Origin of the sequence: Streptomyces sp. NRRL S-87 (genome assembly GCF_000719335.1) — a bacterium.
GTDB lineage: Bacteria > Actinomycetota > Actinomycetes > Streptomycetales > Streptomycetaceae > Streptomyces.
This window is the reverse complement of record NZ_JOGB01000006.1, coordinates 138,487-144,707: the sequence shown is the minus strand read 5'-3', so window position 1 is coordinate 144,707 and position 6,221 is coordinate 138,487. Positions and strand designations below refer to the sequence as shown.

Genomic DNA, 6,221 nt, shown 5'->3' with positions numbered 1-6,221 from the left:
AGTGGGGTCTGGACTACATGAACTCCCGCTACGGCTCCCCGGTCGGCGCCTGGAACTTCTGGCAGGCCAACCACTGGTACTGAGCCGCCAGCGGCGACACACGTGCGAAGGCCCCGGTGGCCGGCCTCCCCAGGCCGGCCACCGGGGCCTTCCGCATGCCTGCACGGTGGCGGGCGCCGGGCCCCGCCCGGCGGCGCCGGTAGGGCTCAGAGGGCGACGGCGGGGATGAGCGGGAACAGAGCGGCCGTCTCCGTCAGCTCCAGCATCCTCACCATCTGGTGACTGGGGGCGGCGAGCACGAGGCGGTGGCCGGCCTGCTGGGCCCGCTGCCGGGACCCCAGCAACCGGTTCAGCCCCGCGGAGTCGCAGAAGGACGAGTTCCGCAGGTCGACGACGATGTCCGAGCCGTCCGGCGCCTCGTCCACAGCCTCGGCCAGCATCGCGCCGAGCTGCTCGGCGTGGTCGAAGTCCATCTCACCGCTCACGCGGACGACATGTGGTCCGGCGTTGCGGGGCGCGGTGGGCTGACTGGTGCGATCCTCTCCGCTGGTCATGGCGACCTCCTCTGTGTCAGGCGCCTGCCCGGGGCACGGGCGACCATGCCTGCTCGCCCGATCCGGTCCACGCGGTCCCGCGAGGACCGGTGGCCGGTCCGGGGCGGCATCCGTGGCGGAGGGCGTCGCCGCCCGAAGGGCCCCACACCGCCTGACAGCGCAGGTGTGGGGCCGGGCGGCCGCCGGATCGGCCGGGGTTCAGGCGCGCACGCGGCAGTTGGTGCCGTCGTGGTGGTCGGCGCCGTCCTCGTCGAACCAGTGGTCACCCGTGGCCAGGTAGCGGAAGGAGTGCATGGTGTGGGCGGGGAGGGTGACGGTCGCGGCGCGGGTGCCGTCGCCCCGGGGGGTCAGCGGGTGGGCGTACGGGTTCCACTGGTTGAAGTCCCCCACGACGCTGACCGGTCCCTCGGGGGCGTCGTCGGGCAGGACGAAGGTGATCTGGGTACGGCCCTTGAGCTTCTTGCGTTCGAGCACGTCGGGACTCCTGTCGGTCGGGGCGGAGGCTGCCGGATGCATCCTGGTCCATGCCGGTTCCGGGACGCGTCGTACGCGCCCTACGTGCGCGCCCGGTCACCCGGTCCGGTGTGCGGGCTGTCGGCCGGCTGGGCGGCCTGGCGGGGGCCGGGGAGGTCGATCACGCGTCGCCGGGGCCCGCCGCACCCGTGCAGGGGCCGGCCCGCCGCACACGTCCCCGGCCCGCCGCACACGTCCCCGGCCCGGACCGTTGGGCCTTCCGCCCCACGACGATCCGCTCGTCCGGGCCCGTCGGCGGGCCGGGCACGGGGGGAGGCGGCAGGATGGGGGGATGCTGTCGCACCGGATGGGACAAGGCGGCGTACCGATCGTCCGCGTGCTGCCGGGACTCGTACCGCCGCGTCGGGCCCCGGCGCCCCCGGAGGCGGAGGGGCCCGTGCCCGCCCGCCGTCGCCGCGTACGGTCGCCGGGCCGGTCGCCGGGCCGCCAGGGCGGCCGTTCCGCGGCCCCCGCGGCCGGGCGCGACCCCGGCCCGTCGTGGCAGCCGCCCGCGACGGGTGCGGGTGCGGTCTGCCGCGGCGGCCGCCGGTGACGGGGGTGCGCCGGGTCGGGGTGGAGGAGGAGCTGCTGCTCGTCGACGCCCGGACCGGGGAGCCGCTGGCGCTGTCGTCCGCCGTCCTGTCCGCGGCCCGCGAGGCCGGTGCGGCCGCCGCGGCCCGGGGGGAGGGGGTCCTGGAGGGGGAGCTCAAGCGCGAGCAGGTCGAGTTCTCCACGCGCCCCGTGCTGCGGATGGGCGAGCTGGCCGAGGAGATCGTCCGCTGGCGCGCACAGGCGGCCCGGTACGCCGCCGAAGCCGGGGCGGCCGTGGCCGCGCTGGCCACGTCCCCCTTGCCCGTGACCCCCTCCACCAGCCCCGGCGCACGCTACCGCTGGATGTGCGGAGAGTTCGGCCTGACCGCGCAGGAACAGCTCACCTGCGGCTGCCACGTCCACGTCTCGGTCGCGTCCGACGAGGAGGGCGTGGCGGCCGTGGACCGCATGCGCCCCTGGCTGGCGGTCCTGACCGCGATCAGTGCCAACTCCCCCTTCTGGCAGGGCCACGACAGCGGGTACGCCAGCTACCGCAGCCGGGTGTGGAACCGCTGGCCGTCCGCCGGTCCCACCGAGGTCTTCGGCAGCGCCGAGCGCTACCACCAGCACGTACGCGACATGCTCACCACCGGTGTCCTGCGCGACGAGGGCATGGTCTACTTCGACGCCCGGCTGTCCGCCACCTATCCCACCGTCGAGATCCGCGTCGCCGACGTCTGCCTCGACCCCGACACCCCCGTCCTCCTCGCCGCCCTGGCCCGGGCCCTGGTGGACACCGCCGTCCGCGCCTGGCGGGCGGGGGACCCGCCGGCCCGCATCGGCGTCGGCCTGCTGCGGCTCGCCTCCTGGCGGGCGGCGAAATCCGGTCTGGAGGGCCCGCTGCTGGACCCCCGCTCGATGGCCCCGGCCCCGCCCGAGGCGGTCCTCGACGTACTGCTGGACCACGTACGGGACGCCCTGGAGGACAACGGCGACCACGAGCTCGTCCGCGAGGGCGTCGCCCGGCTCCTGGGGCGTGGCAACGGTGCCCGCCGCCAGCGGCACCTCCTGCGCACCACCGGTGCGCTGCGCGCCGTGGTGACCGAGTGCGCGCGCCTGACCACCCCGGCCTCCACCGGCTGAGCCGTCTGCGGGTCACCCCTCGCCCGTGCCCGCCGGGGCCGGGCCATGCCGGGGCCACCCGCGCGGGGATTCGCCTGCGGCCGACGGCCGCCGGTTCCCAGGGTCGGCGCGCAGCGCCCGGCGTCCGCCTCACCCGGGCCAGGTGCCCGTCAGCTTGCGCACGCCGACGGCACCCGCCCGGTCCACGCCCGCCCGCACCACGGCGAACACCACGCCCTGCAGTCCGGCGGCCAGCAGCACCTCCGGCCACGAGCGGGACTCGTCCAGCGCGTCAGGGGCGTCATCCCCTCGTCCGAAGACGGGCCACAGCTGCTTGAACAGCGCCGAGGCCACCATCCCGCTCACCGCGCCGATTCCCAGCCCGACGGGCCGGTACACGAGCTTCGCCTTGTTCACGATCCCTCCCGAGACAGGGGTCCGACCGGGCAGACGTCCTACGGGGCGCCTGCCCGGTCCGGTCGCGACGATGCCGACCGGAGCGGTCACGCCTCCACGAGACCGGTGCAACGCACCGCACCGGCACGGCGGAACAGGGGCGCGCTGCCGAGGCACCGGAAAGAACCCGGCCGGGGCCTCCTCGGGCCTGGCCGGGTCCTGGACCAGCGGACCGGACGGTGCCGTCGTCACATCTCCTCGTCGCCCGTCCGGTCCATGTCCTCTTCGCGCTCGGCGCGCGTCCGGTCCGTCTCCTCGCCACGGCGGCGCAGCTCGTCCGGAGTCTTGCCCTCCTGGCGGGAGCGGGATGGGCCCGGCCCCGGCTCGTGGGGGCGTTCCTGCTCCTCGCGCCCCTTGCCCGGCTGCTGCCTCTTGTCCTGCATACCGCCCATGACGGCGACTCCTCTGTGATGCGTGGATGGCTTGCCCGACCAAAATGGCACGGAGGGTGACGGCCTGCACCCTGTGCGGCGGCGGTGCCTGCCCCCGTCGGCGGCTCGGGGGCGGCACGCCCGTCCGAGTCCTGGCCGGCCGCGTCAGTCGGGTGGTTCCGGTGGCCGGTGCGCAGGCTCGTGGTCGGGTTCGGGCTGCCGGTCGGGCGGCGGTTCCCGACGCGGCTCCGGCGACCGGGGGTCGCGGGGGACCGGGTCGGGACTCCGGGGTCGCGGAGCGGGGCTGGCCGGCTCGTTGTGGTTCCGAGTGGCTCGTGCCGTCCTGTCCGTCATCGTGCTCACTCTCCTTCGGGACGGGGGCCGCCCCCGGGCGGACGTGCCGACGGGCGGCGAGGGCCGGCCGAGTGATCCTGGGTCACCCCACAGCCGGCGCACCCAGGTGCCGCCGTCGACGGCGGCGGCCCGACGCCGCGCCCTCCGCCGGGAACGCGCGGGCGGCCGCGTCCAGGCGCATCTCCTCCAGTGCACGCGCCTGACGTTCGGCCCGGTCCGACAGCCGCTCCAGCGTCGTGCCGTCCAGTCGCGGGTCGGACTCGGCCACGCTCCGCAGGGCGCGCCAGCCGGCCGCCTTGCCTTCCACGCCCAGGCGCATGGCCTCGAGTTCCAGGACGTCGCTCAGGGGGGAGCGGGAGATCAGGCGGCCGTTGAGCTTCAGGCGGGCCGCCCGCTCCGCCAGTGCGCCGACGGCCGCTCGGGCGTGCAGGGCCGGCGTGTCGAGGGCCTGCATGATCTCGCGCAGGCTGTCGCGGTCTTCGGCGACCTCCTGCGCGATTCGCGTCAGGGGAGCCCGGAGCGGGGTGTGCCGATGGTGCCGGACGATCCGCCGGATCAGCGAGAGCCCGGCGTTCGACCCCGCCAGATGGTCGTTGAGGTAGATGGCCAGCAGCCGCTCCGCATCGGGGGCCGCGAGGAGACGCTCCGCCATGATCACCGCACCTTTCGCTCGCGGACGGCAGCGCAGTCGCCCGCGGAGGGGCTCTTCGATTCCGCCCCTGCCCCGGCGCCCCCCGGCGAAACCCGGAGGGCGGCCCCCAGCGGGGCATGGGGGCGGCTACCGGGGGTAGCAGCGCAGGTCCGAGCAGGTGGTGCCAGGCGCGAGGAGGGGCTGATGGCCCGTCCCGTACGGCGAGGTTGCGACTGCGGCAGCGCGGGGGCCGCGGCCCGGGCGCGCGCCGAGGTCCGCGGCTTCGTCGACGAGGCGCTGGCCACCGGCCACGGGCTCCCGGCGGATGCGCAGGACGCCGTGCTGCTGGTGGTCTCCGAGCTGGTGACGAACGCCGTACGGCACACCCCGGGGCCGTGCAACCTGGAGATGGCCTGGGCCGGGGACGGGATCGACATCGACGTCACCGACACCAGCCCCGAACCGCCCCGACTGCGCCCACAGGATCCGGCTGGCAGCGGTGACGGGTACGGATGGCGGCTGGTGAACCGCCTGGCCTCCGATGTCGACGTCCGGCCCACGCGGGAGGGCGGCAAGACCGTCCACGTCCACGTGCCGGGCACCTGAACCTCGCGGTTCCCCGGGGCCGCATCCTGCAGGCACGGCCCGGGTCCGTATTCCTCGGCGGTGCCGCTACTCCCATTCCCAGCGCATCGCCTGGAAGCCGGGGCCGGGGTCCTCGACGGTGAAGGCGGCGCGGCCGGAGGCGCTGATCCAGACCTGTCCCGCGGGATCCATGGCGCCGGCGGTCGTGCCGGCGTACCGCTGGCACCGGACGGGGACGGCGTCGGGATGGAACTGGACCTCGAGGGTGTAGAGGCGGGCGGGGGCGCGGAACCCGGTGCCGACCTCGCTGGTGCGGGCGCCGCTGGTCGCGAAGGCGTAGGTGTACTCGATCACGTCGGTCTCGCCTTTGGTGAGAACCCGGTCCAGCAGCAGCTCCGCGACGTACAGGGGTACGGAAGGGTCGGAGCGCCGCCGCCCCTTGCGGGCGTTGCGGACGTCGGTGATCTCGGGCAGCTCGCGCTGCGGGTCGTCCCCGCGGCTGATGAGCACCAGCCGGTCCACCCACTCGCGCTCGGCGCGCAGGACCATGGTGACGGCGAGCCGCCGCTCGGCGCCGTTCTCGTCGATCTCGTAACGGTCGTGCACGGCGAGCCGGGTCAGCCCGTCGTCGGTGGAGCCCATCGCGTCGAGCAGGCCGGGCAGGCTCTCGTACTCCTGCCACAGGTGCTCGGTCTCCAGGACCCGCGGCGGGTTCTTGACCCACCGTCCCCGCGGACGCTGCGGACCCAGCAACGAGACCAGGGAGTCGGTGGGGAGCCCCAGCAGCTCCTCCAACAGCCGGACGGCCTGCCGGGACTGGGGGCGCTCGGGGCGGCTGCGGCCGCGCCGCCAGTAGCTGAGGGTGGTCACGCTGACGGTGACCCCGCGGATCGCCAGCCGGTGCTGGATGCGTTCCAGACTGAGGCCGCTGGCGCGCACGGCGCAGTCGAGCGCGACCTCGAACGGGCCGTTGCGCAGGGCGACGGCCAGGTCGGGCAGGGGGGTTTGAGAGGGCACAGGTGATCCGTCCTGCGTGCCGTGTGGGGGGTGGCACATGCTAGCGACTTCCAGCCAAACGCCAGGTGACGCGCATCACGATGTGAA

The 6,221-nt window shown here is 75.3% G+C and carries 8 protein-coding genes and 1 pseudogene; 3 read left to right on the top strand and 6 right to left on the bottom strand.

The features are described 5' to 3' along the window. Positions 1-83 (top strand): annotated as a pseudogene (locus tag IF43_RS42400) (lytic transglycosylase domain-containing protein); the annotation flags it as partial. Positions 84-206: 123 nt separating this feature from the next. On the opposite strand, the gene IF43_RS36115 reads toward IF43_RS42400, so the two are convergent. Next, complete coding sequence (locus IF43_RS36115; protein ID WP_051794779.1) at positions 207-554, bottom strand: STAS domain-containing protein; 348 nt, start codon at positions 552-554, stop codon at positions 207-209. Positions 555-752: 198 nt separating this feature from the next. Continuing rightward, positions 753-1,028 (bottom strand): isoamylase early set domain-containing protein, encoded by a 276-nt coding sequence (locus IF43_RS0106115; RefSeq protein ID WP_030194995.1) that lies wholly within the window; start codon positions 1,026-1,028, stop codon positions 753-755. A gap of 597 nt (positions 1,029-1,625) precedes the next feature. Between IF43_RS0106115 and IF43_RS0106110 the strand changes: the two genes are divergently transcribed. Further along, complete coding sequence (locus IF43_RS0106110; protein WP_030194991.1) at positions 1,626-2,741, top strand: glutamate--cysteine ligase; 1,116 nt, start codon at positions 1,626-1,628, stop codon at positions 2,739-2,741. 129 nt (positions 2,742-2,870) lie between these two features. Here IF43_RS0106110 and IF43_RS38990 read toward each other — a convergent pair whose 3' ends face one another. The 3 genes from IF43_RS38990 to IF43_RS0106095 form a co-directional block, all read right to left on the bottom strand. Further along, positions 2,871-3,137 (bottom strand): DUF4235 domain-containing protein, encoded by a 267-nt coding sequence (locus IF43_RS38990; protein ID WP_030194988.1) that lies wholly within the window; start codon positions 3,135-3,137, stop codon positions 2,871-2,873. A gap of 227 nt (positions 3,138-3,364) precedes the next feature. Further along, entirely contained in the window at positions 3,365-3,568 is a 204-nt protein-coding gene (locus tag IF43_RS0106100; RefSeq protein ID WP_051794778.1) for a hypothetical protein, read from the bottom strand. Positions 3,569-3,983: 415 nt separating this feature from the next. Further along, a complete protein-coding gene (locus tag IF43_RS0106095; protein ID WP_199922679.1) occupies positions 3,984-4,553 on the bottom strand; it encodes a hypothetical protein in 570 nt (189 codons plus the stop codon). Positions 4,554-4,736: 183 nt separating this feature from the next. Here IF43_RS0106095 and IF43_RS0106090 point away from each other — a divergent pair, with 183 nt between their 5' ends. Beyond that, entirely contained in the window at positions 4,737-5,138 is a 402-nt protein-coding gene (locus tag IF43_RS0106090) for an ATP-binding protein (RefSeq protein WP_037887463.1), read from the top strand. Positions 5,139-5,204: 66 nt separating this feature from the next. On the opposite strand, the gene IF43_RS0106085 is transcribed toward IF43_RS0106090, so the two are convergent. Beyond that, positions 5,205-6,134: a hypothetical protein gene (locus tag IF43_RS0106085; protein ID WP_030194977.1), complete on the bottom strand. Its 930-nt coding sequence runs from the start codon at positions 6,132-6,134 to the stop codon at positions 5,205-5,207. Positions 6,135-6,221 lie beyond the last annotated feature (87 nt).